We start from the raw sequence: 17349 nt of genomic DNA on the forward strand, positions 1-17349 counted from the left end.
TGCCCGGATTGTCGGAGCGGTCTGGTAGATCATGGGGCATGTTCCGCGACTTCAACTTCAAGCTGCTGGTCATCGACAAGCTCATGTACCAGGACAAGCTCATCCAGCCCCGTTTCCGGATCGCCGACATCCTCCACGCCAAGGGCGCCACCGGCGACCTGTGGAAGTACCTGCGCGAACAGGACCTGCTGAACACCGTCCTCGAGGAAGCCCGCCAGTACTTCACCGAATTGGAGATCACCCCCGAACAACTGGCCGCCGTCGACGAACTGACCACTGACGGCGGCTTGGAGATCTACCACCAGTGCTCCCCGTTCTGGGACGGCGAGGACGACCTCTTCGACGTCACCTCACTGGACGACCTCGCCCTGCTACCCAACCTCCGCGTGATCCACGGCGGCGACGAGGCCATGATGGCCGCCCCTGGCGCCGAGGACACTCTCAAGGCCCGCGGAATCGCCGTGGGATGAGCCCTTCTCAGCGTCGTCGACGGCGGGTCTCGATGTGGTGCGGGAGGAGGCGTCCTGCCGAGTAGGAGCGGTACCGCCGTCCAGTATCCCCGCACACGTCAGTCCCCACCGGGAACCTCGCCGCTAAGCCGGTAGCTGCTCGGCGGCAGGCCGAACTCGCGGCGGAACGCGCGGCTGAAGTGGAACTGGTCGACGTAGCCGACGGTGCCGGCGACCGCGGCGACGGACATTCCCGTGCCGGTCAGCAGCCGAGCCGCGCGGTGCAGGCGGCGGGTGCGCACCTCCCGCATGGGGCTGTGGCCGGTGGCCCTCGCGTAGAGGTGACTGAAGTGTGACGGTGACAGCCCGGCGGTGGCGGCGAGCGAGTTCAGGGTATGCGGGGCCTCCGGTGTCTCGGCAATGAGCTGCTGCGCGCGGGTGATGCGCGGGTCAGGGCCCGGCGGTGCGGCGGGAGCGCCGGCGAGGTCGGCCAGGCGCACGATTTCCTCGAGCACGCACATGGCGAGGGCTTGCTGGTCGGGGCTGGTGGCGAAGGCCGGGAGGTGGACCGGTGACGGCGGGATGTGATCACCGGTGAGCCGGGCGTAACGGCCGAGCCGGGCGAAGGCGGCGTCGATGGCCTCCGCGGCGCCACTCGCCGCCGGTGTGAGATGGCGACTCGTCCCGAGCCAGTTTCCCTGTGGTGCGCGGAAATGTGCCCACAGCAGCGTCCATTCCGCGGCGCCGGGGGCGACTCCATAGGTGTGCCGCACGCCCGGTTCGATCAGCACGAGCCGCCCCGCACTGGTTGTCAGGGCCGTTTCCCCGTGGTGCACGGCCCCGTGCCCCCGCGTTGTCCACATGAGCAGCCAGCTCGGTGAGCCGGTCGGCCGGATCGCCTCGACGCGCTTGGTGAAGGTGCTCTCTCCGATGACGAGCAACCCGGCCGGAGGCGAGGGCGTCGTAGCAGGATCTGTCATCTTCCCGGCAGGTTCAGCCATGTCCGCGATACCCCGCCCTTCCTACAGTCGAATCCGTCGAGACCCCCACGACGGAGGCAGAACATGGAGCAGTTGATCGATTCCAGCGACATCGCCGACGATGTCGCGGCACTACGGGAGCGCATGTCCGAGGACGGCTACCTCTACTTCCCTCGCCTGCTGCCCAGCGACTACGTCACCGGTGTTCGCGCCGACCTCGCGGCCGTGCTCCACGACAGCAGGTGGCTGGCCTCCGGCACTGAGCCGCACGAGCTGCGGGCGTCCGACCGGGCGGTCGAGGAGGGCGAGTCCACCTTCTTCGGCATGTACTCCGCGGTGCAGGCGACGCAGTCCTTCCACGAGCTCAGCGAACGGAGGGAGCTGCGCGGCCTGGCTCAGCGGCTGCTCGGCGAGGAGGTCTTCTGTCACCCATTGCACATCGCCCGCGTCACGGCGCCGACGCCGCGGGCCACACCCACGCCCGCTCACCAGGACTACCGCCTCATCCAGGGCGCGGTCGACACCCTGACGATGTGGATCCCCCTCGCTGACTGTCCCTCCGACGCCGGCGGGCTTGAGGTCCTCGCCGGGTCGCACAAGCTCGGCGTGCTCGGTGTGTCCCGGGCGGAGGGCCCCGGTGGGGTCACCGCGCAGGTGGCGGGCAGCGGCGTGGACGACTGGCGCAGCACCCACTTCGGCCAGGGGGACGTGCTCATGTTCACCAGCCTCACCGTGCACGGGGCCCGCCCCAACCTCAGCGACCGGCTGCGGTTGTCGGCGGACATCCGGTGGCAGGCGAGGTCGGAACCGGCCGCCTTCATCGACGGATACGAGCCGTTCCGGCCACACTTCCACCCCGACGTGCCCGACTGGCCCACCCTGACACGGGGCTGGACCTCGACGACCAGCATCGAGATCCCGGAGGGGCTGACCTATGTCCGCAAGTTCGACGCGATGAGCGAACACGTGCCAACCCCTCCGTCCCGGTTCAGGTGAGCTAGCCCGGTCGGTTTCCCGGTGCGGGCCGGACCCGGTCGAGCTTCGGCGGCCGGACCGGCGACCTTGCCTCCAGGTACCCCCAGAGCGCGTCCGCACCGGAGTAGCTGCTCCGATCCTGGTTCCTGGCGTCGAAAAGCGCCGTGAACCCGGGTGTGGCGTTGCGGGCGAAGAAGTTGTTGGCCAGGGTCGCGATCCGGTATTCGCGGTCGGCCTTCACCGGCTTCCCGTTGACCCGGATCTTCTTGATGTCGACGTGCTGCCCGAGCGGGGCGTCGGGGTCGTAGGTGTAGGAGACGTTGCCGGAAACGGCCATGTGGCGATACGTCACGACACCGTCGGCACCCCGCTGCCATTGGCTCTCGATCAGCTCGTCGAGTTTCTTGCCGGTCACCGTCCCGCGCACGACGGCCGGGCCGATGCCGTTCTCGTAGACCGTGCCGAAGACCAGCTCGGAGAACAGCACCCGTCCCGGCGCGTCTGCGCGATTGGCCGGCTTGGGGGCGAAAGGTATGTCACGCAATAAGATTCCCGGCATCGCGACCGCGAGATCGGCCTGTCCGTCCTTGTTGGCCGCCCAGAAGAAAGCATCGGCGGTGGCGTTGCCGAGCGTGGACTCCTCGTCGGTGCCGGAGGTGCGGGTGAGATCGCCGGTGACCGTGGCGACCTGCTGGTCACCCCGCGCGGGGAGCCGGTCCTTCCAGTACTTCGCCATCCGCTGCACCTCGGGATCCGGTGCGACATCACGGGTGTTGGCGTGGCTGACCGACTTCGTCCGGTCCCGGCGGACATCGCCGGTCGCCGGGTCCAGCTCCAGGTTGATCTCGTTGATCAGCCTGCCGTGATTCGCCGCATCCACCACCGGGCGGGGATCACCGGCCGGGTCGGGCAGCATGCAGTTCACCAGCGCGTGCCAGTGCCCGCCGACGATGGCGTCCACCGCCGGGCTGATCTGCTTGTTCATGTCGGCGAGCGGGCCGAACGGTGCGGTGCAGTCGTTGTACCCCGCCCCGTTCGCTTGCGAGAACCCTTCGTGCACAACGGCGACGATGGCCTGGACGCCCCGACCGCGCAGCTCTTCGGCGTAGCGGTTGATCGTCTCCACCTCGGGCAGGAACTTCAGTTCGCTCGGCCAGTACGAGAGCTGCTCTTGCGGCGTGTGGGTGGTCGTGGCGTGGATGAATCCCACCGGGAGCGTGCCGCCGCGACCGTCGTCGACCTGCCGCACGTGATACGGCTTGACCAGCGGCTTGCCGGTGGCCTCGTTGATCACATTCGCGGAATAGTAGTCGAAGTCCGCGCCCTGGAAGCGTTTCCCGGTCGAGTCGGTGAAGCAGAGGTCGCGGTCGGGGCGGCCCTGGCAGGTGCCCTTCATCATGTGCTCGAGGTAGGCCGGTTTCCGGTCGATCTCGTGGTTGCCCACGGTGGAGAACTCGACGCCGATCATGTTCATGTACTCGATCGTCGGCTCGTTCCAGAACCACGCGGTCTCCGACGGCCAGCCGGAGAAGTCGTCGCCGGCGGAGAACAGTACGGAGTTCTGCGGTGCGCGCAGTCGCTTGAGGTGCGAGGCGAGATATGCCCCGCCACCCACGGTTTTCGCGGGCTCACCGGCACGCGAGCCGGGCACGGTCGTGGTGTACTCGCCGAAGTAGCCGTGCAGGTCGGTGATCGACAGCAGCTGCACGGGCACCCCGGGCGCGGGCTCGGCCGTCGCGGCCGGGGCCAGTGAGACGGCCAGCGACGCGGCGGTGGCGATCGCCGCCGCTCGCCATCTCTTGGGTGATGCGGACATGGCAGACCTCTTACTTCTCGGGGGTGAGCAGGGCGTTGCCTTGTTTGACAGCCTCCCCGGCGGCGTCGGGGACAGTGACCGATCCGAGGTACATGTCGTTGAAGATCTGGTTGATTTTGGGTTCCGCCGCGGCGAAGCCGGACACGATCGGGAAGTTCACGGTCTTGCCACGCGCCTCGTCCAGGAACGGCTGGGTGTCGATGCCCTTGGCCTTCCAGTGCTCGACGTAGCGCGGGGCGAGGTCGTTGATGGCCGGGAAGACATAACCACCCTCGGCCATGATCGCCTGCGCCTGCGGGGTGGCCAGGAACGACACGAGCTGCTTGGCCTGGTCGGGATGCTCGGTGCGGGAGTAGACCGCCTCGCCGAGGCCGTTGATGATCACGACGCGGCCTGCCTTGCCCGCGGGCAGCGACGCGGTGCCGATCGGGAAGGTCGAGCCGGGGGCGACGAAGGGCAGCAGCGCGTTGTTGGCCGGGAAGACCGCGACCTCGCCGCGCTGGAACATCTCGGTCGCACGGCCCGCCGGCGGGTTGGTCTGCTCGGCCGGCGGGGACACGTGCCACTTCTTGATCAGGTCGACGCCCCACTGCAACGCCTCGACCGAAGCGGGCTCGTTGAAGTTGAACGCGCCGTAGGGCTTGGTGATCGTCGTGCCGCCGTTGCTCGGGATCCAGTTCAGCCACTGGGTGCCCGAGTGATTCCAGGAGGCGAAGCCCCACCGCTTGACCTTGGCCGGGTCGAAGCCGGATTCATCGGGGTGTTTGCCGTTCACGTCGACGGTGAGCTTCCGCATCAGCGGCAGGAACGTCCCGGATCCGTCGGGCGCCCAGGTCAGCGGCTCGGTGGGCATCTCGACGCCGGCCTCGGCGAAGACCTGCTTGTTGTAGAGCATCCCCGGTACGCCCCAGTCCTTGGGGGCGGCGTACATCTTTCCCTTGTAGGTGAAGGAATCCACCACGTTGGTGTGGTACTTCTCCTTGGTCAGTCCGGACTTCTCCACGGCGTCGGTGACGTCCATCAACGCGCCCTTCGTCGCCAGTTCGGGGAAGTTCGCGGGCGTCATCCAGAACACGTCGGGCGCGGTGCCGGAGACCATCTCGGTGACGAGCTTGGTCCAGTACTGGTCGTAGGGCTGAAGCTCGATCTTGACGTCGATGTCGGGGTGCGTGGCTTTGAACGCCTCGAAGACCTTCTCGTAGCCCTTCTGCTGCTGCTCGTCCCAGATTCGGTAGGTCAGTGTCGTCTTGCCGTTGCTGTCGCCGCTGCCGCCGCAGGCGGCGACCAGCCCGACCAGCACGCCGATGCTCAGCGCGCTGAGCATCTTCCGCCGGAAAGTCGAGAGCTGCATGGGGACACTCCTTTGTGTCATTTGAGTCCGGTCAGGGCGACCGACCGGACGATGTAGCGCTGGAAGAAGACGAAAACGAGCAGCATCGGCAGCAACGTGAGCAGGCTGCCCGCCATCATCCGGGTGTAGTCGATGCCGATCTCCGAGCGCAGGGCGGCGATCGCGACGGTGACCACACGGGTGTCCTCGCTGCTGGTGATGATCAGCGGCCACAGGAAGTTGTTCCAGGACGAGATCACCGTGACGATCGCCAGCGTGGCCAGGATCGGCCTGCTCAGCGGCAGGATGATCCGCCACAGGATGGTCAGGTGCCCCGCGCCGTCCATCCGCGCGGCCTCCTCGATCTCGCGCGGGATGCTGCGGAAGAACTGGCGCATCAGGAAAATCCCGTACGGTGTCCCGAAGACGTACGGCGCGACGAGCCCGTACCAGCTGTTCACCAGGTCCAGCTCACGCATGATCAGGAACAGCGGGATCAAGGTCACCACGTTGGGCACCATCAAGGTGGCCAGGTACAGCCAGAACAGCGAGTTGCGGCCCCGGAAGTCCAAGCGCGCGAACGCATACGCCGCCAACGTGGTGAAGATCAGTTGCCCCACGGTGAGGACGGTGACGAAGATGAAGGTGTTGAGGATGGACTGTGCGAAGTCCGAGCCCAGCAGCGCGCCGAGGTTCTCCATCGTCGGCGAGGACGGCGGCGCCCACGGTGCCGCCTCGAAGAGCTCACCGCGCGGTTTCAACGCGGTCGAGACGATCAGCCAGTACGGGAAGATCGACATGGCCGCCCCGATGATCAGCGTCGCGTAGAGGGCGGCGCGGCGGGAAGGCCGCCGTCGCCGGGTGGTCGTGGTCACGGTCGGCCCCTCTCAGGTCAGGTCGTAGGTCGTGGTGCGGTTGAAGTACCGGACCTGCGCCATGGTGACCGCGAGGATGATCAGGAACAGCACCATCGCGATGGCGGAGGCGTAGCCGAAATCGAACTGCCGGAACGCGGTCTGGTAGATCGTGTAGTTGATGACCTCGGTGCTGTTGCCGGGACCGCCGTTGGTCATCACGAAGACGGTGTCGAAGACCTGGAACGAGCCGATCACGTTGGTGACGAGGACGAAGAACAGCGTCGGGCGCAACAGCGGCAGGGTGATCGCGAAGAACTGCCGGACCGGCGACGCCCCGTCCAGCGTGGCCGCCTCGTAGAAGTCCTTCGGGATGGACTGCAACCCGGCGAGGAAGAACAGCATGTTGTAGCCCGCGAACTGCCACACCTGGGTCGCCGCCACCGAGGGCAGCGCGAGGCTGGCCGAGGACAGCCAGCTCGGCCCGTCGATCCCGAAGATCTCCAGGAAGGAGTTGACCGCGCCGGTGGCCGGGTCGAAGATCCAGCCCCACACCAGGCCCATCACCACCGGCGTCGCCATCCAGGGCAGGACGAACATCGCACGGAAGATCTTCACGCCGCGCACTCGCTGGTTGAGCAGCAGCGCGAGCAACAGGGCCAGCACCGTCTGCACCGGGATGGTCAGGACCACGTAGGCGACGGTCACCAGCAGCGAGTGGCCGATCCCGCCGTCGGCGAAGAGCCGCTCGTAGTTGGCCAGCCCGACGAACTCCGGCGTGGCCAGCAGCTTCCAGTCGAACAGGCTCAGCCCGGCGACGATCAGCACTGGCAGCAACAGGAACGCGACGACACCGAACAGGCTCGGGGCCACGAAGGCATATGCCGTCAGGGTCTCTCGCGCTCGCCGCCGACGTCCCCGCGGCGGCATCGGGCGGGTCGAAACCGGTGTCGGCGGGGTCGGCACCTCAAGGACCTGAGCCATGGGGACTCCCTTCCGGAGAGATCAGGCAGGACCGGTTGACGGCGTGAGCAGCTCGCGGGTGCGCGTGGCTCCCCACTCGTCGAGGTCGGCGAGGCGATCGCTCGAACACCTCCACCCACCGCTGGAGGCCACGTGATCCGCCCAGCCGGCGCGGTCTTCCACGCGTGGAGACACCAGCAGGCAGTCGGGATCGTTGACCCACAACCGGCCGTGCATGAACTCCCGCGCCGCCCCGGCCAGCCGCGCGCCAAGCTGTGAGGGCTGACTGACGTCCCCGGACTTGGGTTCGACGGCGATCGCGGTGTCCGGGCTGACCCGCATGGCGTCGACCAGTCCCACGCTGGGCAGCATCGGTGCGCCACAACCGAGAACGGTCGAGTCCGGGCCGACCGCCTCGCGGATGATCCGCATCCCGGCCACGTAGGCGTCATGCCCCGACACGTCGGCGCGCCGAGGGCCGGGGTGCGCTCCTGCGTAGACGTAGTCGATCTTGAAGAACGAAAACCCGGTCGCTACCAGTGATCTGAACACGCCGCCGAGATGCTCCGCCGCGTCAGGGTGTGTCACGTCGAGCACCGCGATGTCCCGGTCCCACTCGCGCATCACGGGCGTGCCCCGTACCAGCCAGTCCGGATGCTCGGTCGCCACCCGGCTGTCGGAGGCCACGAAGAACGGCGTCAGCCAGATGCCCGCCCGCCGCCCGGTGTCTGCGACGCGTTTCGCCACTCCTTCAAGGGATCCGAAGCCCGGCCGGATGTCGAGCCAGTCCCCGATGGCGTTCTGGTAGCCGTCGTCGAGCTGGATGATCTCCAACGGCAGCTCCAGTCGTTCGGCGTGCACCAGGGTGTCGGCGATGTCCTGCTCGGTGACCTTGTTCCAGTGCCCGTACCAGCTGCTCCACCCCGGACCGAGCGGACGGACCGCCGTCACGCCACCGTCGGCCGCCACTTCCTCGGCCCAGGCGACGAGCGCGCGCGGAAGGTCGGCGTGCTCGGTCTCCCGGACAGCGCCCAGGCTGGAGACGACGAGCCGGTCCCCGAGCGCCTGTACGCGGATGGAGGGGACTTCGGCGGAGTGATCCACCGCGGACCACGACCGCACCGGGCCACCGTCGCCCGGGTCGATCACGATGAGTCCCTCGCCCTGGAAGCCGGACTCCGGCATCGGCCGGTCGAAGCGGAAGCAGCTCGCCGCGATCTGCGCCGAGGACGGCCGGGGCGAAGTCGCGTTACCCGGGTAGATACCGGTGGGACTCCAGGACTGCCAGCCCTGCTCGAAGACGCGCGCCCGAGACGGCACGCAGGCAACCTCAGCGATCGGGAGGTACATCGGCGTCCCTTCGTGGTGGTTCTTGTTCGTTTGTGCGCATACTATCTCTTAAAAGAGCACTATATGCTCAATCTAGAAGTTTAATGAACAGAAAAAAACATATGCACGCATACGGAGGGCAGTGACCATGGGCCATGACGACGCGCGAGAGCGGGCGGCGCACCTCGTTCCCCAACCGCACTCGGTGCGGCTCGGCGCGGGGGTGCTCCGGCTTCCGGCCGAACTCGCGGTGCGCCTGGACGTGCCGGCGGAGGAACGGGCGGCGGTCCTGCGGGTGATCGCGCTGCTGCCCATGACCAGCAAGGTCGTCACCGAACCCGCAGGCCTGCGGGTGCTGCTCCGCGCGGGCGTGACCCCTCCCGAGGGTTTCGTGCTCGACGTGACCGAGACCGGAGTGACCATCACCGCGGCGGACCGTTCCGGTGTCGTGTATGCCGTGCAGACCCTGCGTCAGCTGCTGCCCGACGCCGCTTACCGGCAGGCCGCGCCGTCGGGCATCCGGTGGGACGCACCGGTCATCCGCGTCGAAGACAGTCCACGATTCCGCTGGCGCGGAATGCTCCTCGACGTCGCCCGGCACTTCCTGCCCAAGCGGGAGGTGTTGCGCCACCTCGATCTGATGAGCGCGCACAAGCTGAACACCCTGCATCTGCACCTCAGCGACGACCAGGGCTGGCGGGTGGAGAGCCTTCGCTTCCCGCGCCTGCACGAGGTCGGCGGCTGGCGGGCGACGAGCCAGGTCAGCCACTACTCCGACGAGGTCGTCCACGACGGCACACCACACGGCGGTCATTACACCCGCGACGACCTCGCCGAGATCGTCGCCTACGCGGCGGACCGCGCGATCACGGTCGTCCCGGAGATCGGCATTCCCGGCCACACCGGGGCCTTGCTGGCCGCCTACCCGGAGTTCGGGTCCCCGTCCGTGCCGGCTCGCACGGTGCACACGAACTGGGGTGTGCACGACGCGCTCCTGGCTCCCTCCGAGCACTCCCTGGAGTTTCTGCGCCTCCTGTTCGACGAGCTGCTCCCGCTGTTCCCTTCCCCGTACGTGCACGTGGGTGGCGACGAATCCGTCCTGCGGGCGTGGGACGACGACCCGGTGGTGCGTGCGTTCGCCGACAAGCGGAGGCTCACCGGGAGTGCCGAGATCTTCGCCGCCCTGATGGCCGAAGTGCGGCACATGCTGGCTGAGCACGGCAAAACACCGGTCACGTGGGACGACAGCTTTGCCGCGCAAGGAGCCGCGGCCGACGCGGAATCGACCACCACGCTGGTCATGGCGTGGCGGGGCGCGGAGGTCGCCCGCCGGGCGGCGGCGGCCGGTCACGATGTCGTGCTTTCGCCGGTCATGCCGACCTATTTCGACTACTTCCAGGAGGCCCACCCCGACGAGCCGCTCGCGATCGGTGGCCCGGTCACCCTCGACGACGTCGCCTCGTGGGAGCCGATCCCGCGGGACTGGTCCGAAACCGAAAGTGCTCGTGTGCGAGGGATCCAGTGCCAGATGTGGACCGAGTTCGTCGCGGACCCACGACTGGTCGACTACCTCCTGTACCCGCGAACGTGTGCCTTCGCGGAGATCGCTTGGGGCTCCCGCACACAGGATCTCCACCGGCGGCTGCCCCGCCACCTCGACCGGCTGGCGGCGGCCGGAGTCGAGTTCCGCCCGCTGACCGGCCCGGCGCCGTGGCAGCGCGGCGGCACCGGTCGGCGAGCCCATCGCGCCGGGGTTCCGATGGCCGAGCGCCTCGCGAACTACGCCGACGCGGCCGCGACCGGAACCGTGGCGGATATCCCTGACGTGTAAAGAATTCCGCGCGCGGTGGCGGTGCACGGACGCCGTCACCGCGTCGGGGTCCGGATCGCTCGGGCGAGGTCCAGCGCGTCGACGTGGTGCGGGTCCTCAGCCAGCAGCGCGGTCAACCGGTCAACCGCGCGTGCGTGCTGCCCGTCGAGAATGTCGAGCTGCGCCCGCAAGAAACCTGTACGGCGCAGCCGCGTGGCGGCCGGATCCTCGGTGAACAACAACATCGACGGCAGCGAAGTCGCGAAGTAGTCCACGACCGGCGGGCTCGCCTCCACCGTGTCGCAGAAGGCTCGCAACGCCTCGGTGAGCCGGTCGGCTTCCTCGGTGCGACCCAGCCTGCGCAGCGCGAGCACCGAAGAGTAGGTCGCCTCGGAATAGGGCTGGGTACTCATCCCCAGGAAGTCGCCCTGCTGCGCGGCGGCCAGCTCCCAGGCCGCCCGGTCGCCCAGCACGTCACCTCGCATCAGGTGCAGCTGGGCGGTGTTCGCGAGCGGATGCCTTGCCTCGCTGAGAGATTCCGGCGGCGCAAAAGCATCGTCCACTGTGGATCGGGCACGGCACAGCCGGTCCCATACGCGCAGCACGTCGCCCTCACCGCCCTCCCACGGTTGGAAGGTGCGGCCGAGCAGCAGTTCGCGGGCCTCGTCGAGCCGGTCGGCGGTGATCAGCAGTTGTGCGAGCTCAAGGGTGGCGTCGTCTCGTGTCTCGACCAGGGCGCGGTTCCGCAAGAGCCAGTCCAGCCGTTGCCCGGGCGGCACGCCGCGCCTCGCACTGAGCTGATCACGCTCGAAGACCAACCTGGCGTCGTCCCCCGCGACGGCGAGCGCGGAGTCGTAGGCCGCGCATGCCTGGTCGGCGTCACCGAGGTGGTTGAAGGCCGCGAGCCCCAGATTCCGCCAAACCACCGGGTCATCCGGGTCGATCGCGGCCGCGGCGTTCCAGGCCGCGCACGCGTCGTCAGGGCGTCCGTTGGCGTAGAGCCAATGTCCGAGCAGCGCGCGAGCCCGCACGTCCGTGTCGTCGGAATCCGCCGCACGCTCCAACGTCAACGCATCGTCCAGCCGTGAAGGAAAGCACCACGTGGCGTCGAGATTCTGCGCCCTCTGGACGGCTTCACGCGCCTCGTGGTCTCTGCCCAGCCTGCGCAGCACCTCGGCTCGGTAGTACTCCAGCAACGGCCCGGCCGCTGTCTGTCCGATCGCGCGGGACCCCTCCCGCTCACGGGCGACGTCGAGCACCCGCAGCGCCGCCTCGTGCTCGCCAACGCCGATGTACTCCAGCGCGATGTCAAGGCAGGTCTGTGCGTCCGTCGTGAGAGGCAGGCCGAGCAGATCGCGCGTCCACCAGTCCAGGGGATCAAGCACATGGGTGGCTTCGGCAAGCTTTGTCGCTTGACCGTCTTTTCCGTTACGGCGCAACACGATCACCTGGAGCGCACGGGCTTGCAGGTGCTCCGGCTCGGTGCGCAGCACATCCTCGAGCCTGGCCAGTGCCTCCCTGTTCCGCCCGTGTGCGGCGTCGATGCGCGCCATGCGATAGCCCGCCGGTGCCCGCCACGCGCGCGCCCACGAGCTTGAGCCGTAGACGTCGTAGGCTTCCTCGGCCCGGTCGAGTCGCTCCAGGACTAGACCGAGGCAGTACAGCGCGGTCGTGTCGACGGGGTTCGCATTCAACGTCGCCAGCCGGGAAACGGCTACCCGCAGCAACTCCTCCGCCTCAGCGAAGTCACCACGCTGATACGCGAGCCCAGCGAGCCCGACATTGGCCGCGACATGCGCGGGATCGCGGCGCACTGCCTCACGCCAGTACAGCTCCGGCGAGCGCGTCGCGTGCCGGTACTGATCGAGGTGCGCGCCGATCACGGCCAGCTCTTCCACGGTCGGCACGTCATCGGGCGCGGCGGGCTCGTGCGCCGGGGTGACTTGATCGTCCGCACTGGGGACCAGGGAATCCCACTCCACCAACAGTTCGTCACCGTGGAGGACGCGCAGCACGAGTCGATCAGCGGGCCCCGTCAGCGGGACGCTCTCCTGGAAGGGCTTGCCCGGCGCGATGTCGGCGCGTACCTCGGCGATCTCGGTCCCAGTGCCGTCAACGAGCGACAAGCGGCATCCGGGGCGGTCAACCGTCACGGCGACTCCGACCCGCGCGCTCGTTCCCCGCAGGTCCACCCGCGCCGCGGCGTCCACGGTCGCCGCCTGCACCGGCCCGATTTCCTGAATCGGATACCAGAACTGGGAAAACACCTTCGTCTCCCCGGGCGCGATGAAGGAGAAGTCCGGCTGGTTGTCGGTGAACACCCCGGCCATCAATTCGACGTAGGCCGAACCGTCATCGGTCAGATTGCGGCCCCACGCATCACCGAACTCCGAAGCGCCCCAAGTCCACTGCTTCTTCCCGACAGCGATCTGCCGATCGGCGACGTGCACGAACCCGGCCCGCGCGGCATGGTCATAGCCACCGAAGAATGCTTCCTTCCTGCCCACACACATGTACGAGGTCGGCACCGGGATGTTGCGATACCAGTCAAGGCGGTCCCCGCGGACCTGTACCCCACCGGCGACCGTGTCGACCTCGTCGTGCCGGGCCGGGTAGTCGACTCCGTAGTAGGCCCGATCCGCGGCGGGGAAGCCGGTCGTCGCGCGCTTGGCGTGATCGGCGACCACCCGCACGTCTCGTGGGAAGAACGACTGGTAATTCTCATCCGCCCGCGCGGCGATATTGGTCCACCACAAGAACGTCCGGGTCCGCTCGCCACGGTTGTACAGCCGCACCCGAAGCTCCAGGACGGCGTTGTCGGGCCGCATCCGGACGCCGTGCATCCCCTTCATCCGGTCGAAGGGGTCGTGGTCGGAGCACCACACGGTCACGGCGCCATCGGCCTCGTGCTCGATCTCGACGTCGGTCGGCAGGAACGTGGCGGGGCGATGGTGCTGCGGCCAGTTGAACTCGACTCCGCCGGAGATCCATGGGCCGGTCAGGCCGACGAGAGCGGGCTTGATCACCGGGTTGCGGTAGAAGAAGTCGTAGTTTCTGGTGCGGTCGAAAGCGACATGAATGCGGCCACCGAGCTCGGGCAGCACCATCAGCCGCAGCCAGCGGTTCTCCAGGTGCACCGCGTCCCACTTCGCCGGGGCCTTCACCGGGCTGATCCGGTCGTGGAACGGCAGTGGATACACCCGCCCGGAGGAGCCCTGATAGACGCGCCGGTCCAGGTAGGCGGGATACCGGTCGGGCGCCTCGGGAAGGTAGCTGTCGATCATCACCCCGGCCCGCCACGCCGCGACCCCGGCCTCGGCCTGCTCGGCGGGGCGGGACGGCAGGATCAGCGTCGATTCACCCTGTGACATGCGGCAACGCTATGCCCGGGCACCCGTTCGGCGGGATGGCCGAATCGACCGAGTCACCTGGACGATTCGACGGCCGGCGGTACGGTGTGCGGATGCTGATGCCCGATGGCTTCCCAGGTCAGCGGTTGCGCGTGCTGCCGCGGCCGCTGGTGGCGTCGGCCCTGCGCAGGGCCCCGACCTCGGGCCTGCTCGTCACCGACGCCGGGTACTTCCCCAGCGCGGCCAACCACGGCATGCACCGCCCGCGCAGCGCACCGGAAGCCATCGTGATCGTCTGCACCGACGGGGTCGGGTACTGCGAGGCCGACGGCAGAGTGAGCGTGATCAGGCCGGGAAATGCCCTGGTCCTGCCCCCATCCCGTCCGCACTTCTACTGGGCGGACTCGCGTGCCCCCTGGACGATCTGGTGGCTGCACGCCGCGGGTTCCCAGGTCTCGGAGCTGCTCACGGTCGTCACGCCGGGCGGCGGAGAAGCCATCATCGAGGTGCGCGACGTCTACCGGGCCGTCTCGGCGATCGACGACGCCATCGGCTTCCTCGAGCGGGATGAGACCTTCCCGCACCTTATCTCGGCCTCCGGCGCGGGCTGGACCTTGCTGGCGCAGCTGGCCGCGGACGCACTGACCGAAGCCCACCAGCCCACCGAGCCGGTTCGCCAGGCGCAGGAGTACCTGCGGCACAACTTCGCGAAGCCGGTGATCGTCAAAGAGCTCGCGCGCACGGCGGGCCTATCGCCCTCGCACTTCGCGGCCCTGTTCCGGATGGCGGCGGGCTGCGGCGTGGTCGAATACGCCAAGCGCCTGCGGATGGCCCGAGCGCGCGAGCTGCTCGTCACCACGTCCCGCGACATCTCCGAGATCGCCAGGACCATCGGCTACAACGACGCGTTCTACTTCTCGCGCACTTTCCGCAGAGAACACGGGTGCAGCCCCAGCGAGTACCGACGCGGGAAGAACTAGCGCCCCTCTTACTTGCCGGTCTTCCGCGCCGCGGCGGCGATCTCCGGAACCCGTGCTCGGTGACCGGACACGAACCGATATCGACAGGCCGTTCGACGCAGCCGTCATGATGCTCCCTGCCGCTGGTGAGCCACGAGGGCCACCTTGTGACCGCGGGCATGGATCGAGGACCATCGCCGGTATGCGAAGACGTGTTCAACGGCGTCGCCGACTGGCTGTCCTGTGGTGGACCGCTTGGCTCGCCCTCCTCGCCGTTCTCGGTTCGGTGCTTTACTTCCTGTTCCGCGACGGCTTGCAGGTGGCGGCCAACATGGCCCAGCTGATCTCCGTGGCGCTTGCCCTTCTTCCTTTGCTCTGGGCGTTGGTCGTGTGGCGCCGCCGCACCGTCCGGCTGCCCGACCCCGAGGAGCTCGCGAAGGCGGTGGTGTACCTCGCAGACCGTGTGCAAAGGCAGTGGATCGAGGATGCGCGCACGTGGCACACCGGCGTCCTTCCCGTGTGCTGGAAGGTCACAGGCCGCAGGAAGCTGATGGACCACCTCGGCCAGGTGACAGACCTGGACCTCGACGAGCTCGCGGTGGACAAGGGCGCCCTCGATTCCCTCGCGTGCAACTTCCCGATGCTGTTCCAGCGCCGCCTGATTCTGCTCGGCGCGTCCGGGACGGGCAAGACCTCCCTCGCGGTCCTCCTGCTGCTGAAACTGCTGGAAAACCGGTCGCAGAACGATCCCGTCCCGGTGTTCCTCACCGCGTCACGGTGGGAGGTCGCGGAGGACCGGTCACTGCGCGAGTGGCTGACCGACGAGCTGTGCCGCCTCTATCCCGGACTGACCGACCCGGAACACGGCGGCCCGGGGACACCGGAAGAACTGGTTCGCAGTCAGCGCGTCATCCCCTTCATCGACGGTCTGGACGACCTGCCCGAGCGGGTTCAACGGCACTTCTTCTCGACGCTGAACAACTCGCTGGCCATGGGCGACGCCCTGGTGCTGACCTGTCACACGAAGGAGTACCGCGACCTGGTGGAGACCACTGGGAAGGTCATTCCAGGCGCCGTGGTGCTGGAATCGATGCCCATCGATCCGCAGCACGCGCGCGAATATCTCGCGATCTCTTCGGACGACGTGGGGGACGTGGTGGTCGACGCCCTCATCCCCGCTGACGGCGACCTCAGCCGGACCCCGGACCAGGTGAACGCCCATATGACCAGGGCATTGGACCTGTGGCTGTTCCGCACCGTCTACCGCGACGGCGACCGTGATCCGTCGGAACTCCTCGATCCGAACGTGAACCGCGATCCCGAGACTCTCCGGGCGCACATGCTCGCCCATGTCATCCCGGCGCTGATCAGGAATAGACCACCCAGCACTCACTCGCACGAGCGGTTCCGACCAAGCAGACGCTACGAGCCGGACCAGGTCCGGTCATGGCTCGGGTATCTGGCCCACCGGTGCACCAACAGGACCAGTCACCAGGAGAAGCAACGCCGAGAGCTCCTGTGGTGGTACGTCGCCGCCACCGTGAACGGCCCGTCGCGCACCATCAAACTGTCAGTGGCTGTCTTCACTGCCATCGCGACGACGATCATCACCGCCGGAATCGTGTCCGGCGCTGACCTCGGCGTCGCCGGATCCATCGGCTTTTTCGGCATCGCCTTGTCCTACACCTGGATGGTCGCCGCGAGCACCGACACCCACTTCGCCAGGTGGCGAGGAGAAGAGCCGGGAATCGTGGCAGGGCTACGCAGCCACGTCCTAGCGGTGATGACCATCCTCGGGTTCACAGGCGGTGTGGGCGTCGCGGGCTACACCTTCATCCTCACAATGAACGCCATCTTCGGAAGCTCGGAGCGGGAAAGCGCCGATGCCGCGACATCATCGGACATCGCGGTCTTGCTCGCCGTGCCCCTGCTGTTCCTGGCGGCCTCCGCCCTCAACCAGGTCCTGGCAGTGCCGACCTCGGGCATCGACAACCTCACCTCGATGACGGTCTGGCGTTCCGCTCGACGCGTCACTCTCATCCAGGTGGCGGTCGCCACGGCCGCCGGAGCCGCGGGCACGCTCGCGATCTGCGCCCGCATGGACGCGCCGGCCTTCGCGACGGTGACGGTCACCATCGCCGGGGCCGGCATCATCGGCTTGCCGGCAGGCCTCCTGCCCGGGCGGCACCACGCATGGCCTGCCTACGTCATCGCCGTCGACCACCTCGCCAGGACCGGCCGACTGCCACGGAACCTCATACGTTTCCTGGACGACGCGCACCGCCTCGGCCTGCTGCGGGCGGTCGGGCCCGCCTACCAGTTCCGCCACGCCGAACTCGAGGACCACCTAGCCGCCCACTACCAGCAGCAATAGTTCCGGTGCCGGCGCCTGCGCAAGTGCCGAACGGGCGGCGATCCTTGTTCCGATTCTTCACCCTGATGCCCACTGATGTCGCGTTCGTGGACCAAGGCCGGGGCCGGGGCGGTCCAGCGACCCCTGGTCGTGGAACAACGTCCCGGTCCGCCGACGACCT

General features: G+C 68.0%; 12 protein-coding genes. 5 read left to right on the top strand and 7 right to left on the bottom strand.

Annotation, left to right across the window (positions count from 1 at the left end; translation table 11 throughout):
• Positions 1-38 precede the first annotated feature (38 nt).
• A complete protein-coding gene (locus BLW75_RS13000) occupies positions 39-470 on the top strand; it encodes a DUF6892 domain-containing protein (RefSeq protein WP_034321823.1) in 432 nt (143 codons plus the stop codon).
• A 98-nt stretch (positions 471-568) separates the two neighbouring features.
• Here the strand turns inward: BLW75_RS13000 and BLW75_RS43930 are convergent, their stop codons facing one another.
• A complete protein-coding gene (locus BLW75_RS43930; RefSeq protein ID WP_034321849.1) occupies positions 569-1429 on the bottom strand; it encodes a helix-turn-helix domain-containing protein in 861 nt (286 codons plus the stop codon).
• A gap of 84 nt (positions 1430-1513) precedes the next feature.
• On the opposite strand from BLW75_RS43930, the gene BLW75_RS13010 reads away from it, so the two are divergent.
• Positions 1514-2425: a phytanoyl-CoA dioxygenase family protein gene (locus BLW75_RS13010; RefSeq protein ID WP_034321821.1), complete on the top strand. Its 912-nt coding sequence runs from the start codon at positions 1514-1516 to the stop codon at positions 2423-2425.
• A gap of 1 nt (position 2426) precedes the next feature.
• Here the strand turns inward: BLW75_RS13010 and BLW75_RS13015 are convergent, their stop codons facing one another.
• Genes BLW75_RS13015 through BLW75_RS13035 form a run of 5 tightly spaced genes read right to left on the bottom strand, consistent with a single transcriptional unit; the run spans position 2427 to position 8687 of the window.
• Positions 2427-4220 (bottom strand): bifunctional metallophosphatase/5'-nucleotidase, encoded by a 1794-nt coding sequence (locus tag BLW75_RS13015; RefSeq protein ID WP_034321817.1) that lies wholly within the window; start codon positions 4218-4220, stop codon positions 2427-2429.
• 10 nt (positions 4221-4230) lie between these two features.
• The gene (locus BLW75_RS13020) at positions 4231-5571 is read right to left on the bottom strand and encodes an ABC transporter substrate-binding protein (protein WP_034321815.1); all 1341 of its coding nucleotides are present in this window, start codon (positions 5569-5571) and stop codon (positions 4231-4233) included.
• 17 nt (positions 5572-5588) lie between these two features.
• Positions 5589-6425: a carbohydrate ABC transporter permease gene (locus BLW75_RS13025; RefSeq protein ID WP_034321812.1), complete on the bottom strand. Its 837-nt coding sequence runs from the start codon at positions 6423-6425 to the stop codon at positions 5589-5591.
• Positions 6426-6437: 12 nt separating this feature from the next.
• A complete protein-coding gene (locus BLW75_RS13030) occupies positions 6438-7388 on the bottom strand; it encodes a carbohydrate ABC transporter permease (RefSeq protein WP_241784042.1) in 951 nt (316 codons plus the stop codon).
• A gap of 21 nt (positions 7389-7409) precedes the next feature.
• Positions 7410-8687: a glycoside hydrolase family 36 protein gene (locus BLW75_RS13035; RefSeq protein ID WP_198935833.1), complete on the bottom strand. Its 1278-nt coding sequence runs from the start codon at positions 8685-8687 to the stop codon at positions 7410-7412.
• Positions 8688-8844: 157 nt separating this feature from the next.
• Here BLW75_RS13035 and BLW75_RS13040 point away from each other — a divergent pair, with 157 nt between their 5' ends.
• Positions 8845-10527, top strand: a complete 1683-nt coding sequence (locus BLW75_RS13040; protein ID WP_091597460.1) for a beta-N-acetylhexosaminidase — start codon at positions 8845-8847, stop codon at positions 10525-10527.
• Positions 10528-10562: 35 nt separating this feature from the next.
• Here BLW75_RS13040 and BLW75_RS13045 read toward each other — a convergent pair whose 3' ends face one another.
• Positions 10563-13877, bottom strand: coding sequence for a DUF5107 domain-containing protein (locus BLW75_RS13045; RefSeq protein ID WP_034321801.1), 3315 nt, complete (start codon positions 13875-13877; stop codon positions 10563-10565).
• Positions 13878-13969: 92 nt separating this feature from the next.
• Here BLW75_RS13045 and BLW75_RS13050 point away from each other — a divergent pair, with 92 nt between their 5' ends.
• Positions 13970-14836, top strand: a complete 867-nt coding sequence (locus tag BLW75_RS13050; RefSeq protein WP_034321843.1) for an AraC family transcriptional regulator — start codon at positions 13970-13972, stop codon at positions 14834-14836.
• A 181-nt stretch (positions 14837-15017) separates the two neighbouring features.
• Positions 15018-17189 carry an NACHT domain-containing protein gene (locus BLW75_RS13055; protein ID WP_158005428.1) on the top strand — a complete coding sequence of 724 codons (2172 nt, stop codon included), beginning with the start codon at positions 15018-15020 and terminating at the stop codon, positions 17187-17189.
• Positions 17190-17349 lie beyond the last annotated feature (160 nt).

The sequence above is a fragment of the Amycolatopsis lurida genome (assembly GCF_900105055.1).
GTDB classification, from domain to species: Bacteria; Actinomycetota; Actinomycetes; order Mycobacteriales; family Pseudonocardiaceae; genus Amycolatopsis; species Amycolatopsis lurida.